At 69.7% G+C, this 1055-nt stretch carries 2 protein-coding genes; both read right to left on the minus strand.

The window, feature by feature from the left end; translation table 11 throughout:
• On the minus strand, positions 1-348 hold a 348-nt coding region (locus tag ACOADB_RS13740; RefSeq protein WP_378599509.1), incomplete at its 3' end, for a DUF1989 domain-containing protein.
• A partial coding sequence (locus tag ACOADB_RS13745; protein WP_378599512.1) for a DUF1989 domain-containing protein occupies positions 345-1055 on the minus strand: 711 nt, incomplete at its 5' end. The genes ACOADB_RS13745 and ACOADB_RS13740, both read right to left, overlap by 4 nt.

The raw sequence follows: 1055 nt of genomic DNA on the forward strand, positions 1-1055 counted from the left end.
GTGGCGCACGTGTTCGCCGTACCTGATGACGTTGGACTCCTGCGCGCACGCGCCGCCGATGGTGTCGTGGCGACCACAGGTGTCGTCGCTGATCACGGCCAGCTCGTCGAGACGCGTGGAGAGCAGCCGCGACCCGGTGGTCAGGTAGACCGCGCCCTGCTCACGGATCGTGTCGAACGCGGAGTAGCGGTTGTCGACGTCGTCGGCGTCGTAGAGCAACGTGTCGACCGCCTGGTTGCCGTGGGTGTCGACGATGCGGAGCCGACCGCCCGAGGGAACCCGGATGAGTGCGCCGTCGCCGGGCTGGACGACCGTGTCGAGCACGGTCGCCTGGAGTGTGGTGGTCATGCCGCGAGCCTCCTGGCCTGCTCGAGGGCGCGGGCGCTCTCGTCACGGAAGTTCCAGCTCGGGTCGTCGTCGGTGGCCGGCTCTGTCAGGGCGACGTCGATGCGGACTCCGGCCGGCGCGTACGGCGCTGTCGAGAGCGGGTGCGGCGTCGTGGCCAGGACGAGCAGCACGTCGACCTCGGTGCGCAGCGTGACCGTGTCGCCCTCGTGGGAGACACCGGTCAGCAGGCCGAGCGTCCCGCGGGAGTCGTCGGTGATGCCGACCTTGCTGAAGAAGTTGACGCTGCCGTGCAGGTCGGCCTCGCCGAGCCCGTGCTTGGTCAGCTCGCTGACCAGGCCGGTGCGGGCGGAGCGTTTCCAGTCGTTCCGGTCCACGGCGTACGACGACGGTCCGAACCTCTCCAGGTGGGCATCGGCCCCGAACCCGGTCAGGCAGTCGTGACAGTCGAGGCTGGAGGAGGTGACCGACGCGAGGGCGACTCCGCGATCGGACATCAACACCATCGGCGCCTTGATGCACGCCGACATCTGCGACTTGAGGGTGTCGGCGACGTTCAACCGGTCGAGGCGATCGGGCCCGAACAGCAGGGTGCTCACGCAGGCGTCATCGCCCAGGGCCGTGAGCGTCAGCTGGCGCCCGGCGCGGATCGGGAACGACCAGGCCGCGCCACCCGGGACCTCATGGGTGAAGCTGCTCATGCCTCCTCC

This window comes from Nocardioides sp. CPCC 206348, assembly GCF_048654705.1.
GTDB lineage: Bacteria > Actinomycetota > Actinomycetes > Propionibacteriales > Nocardioidaceae > Nocardioides.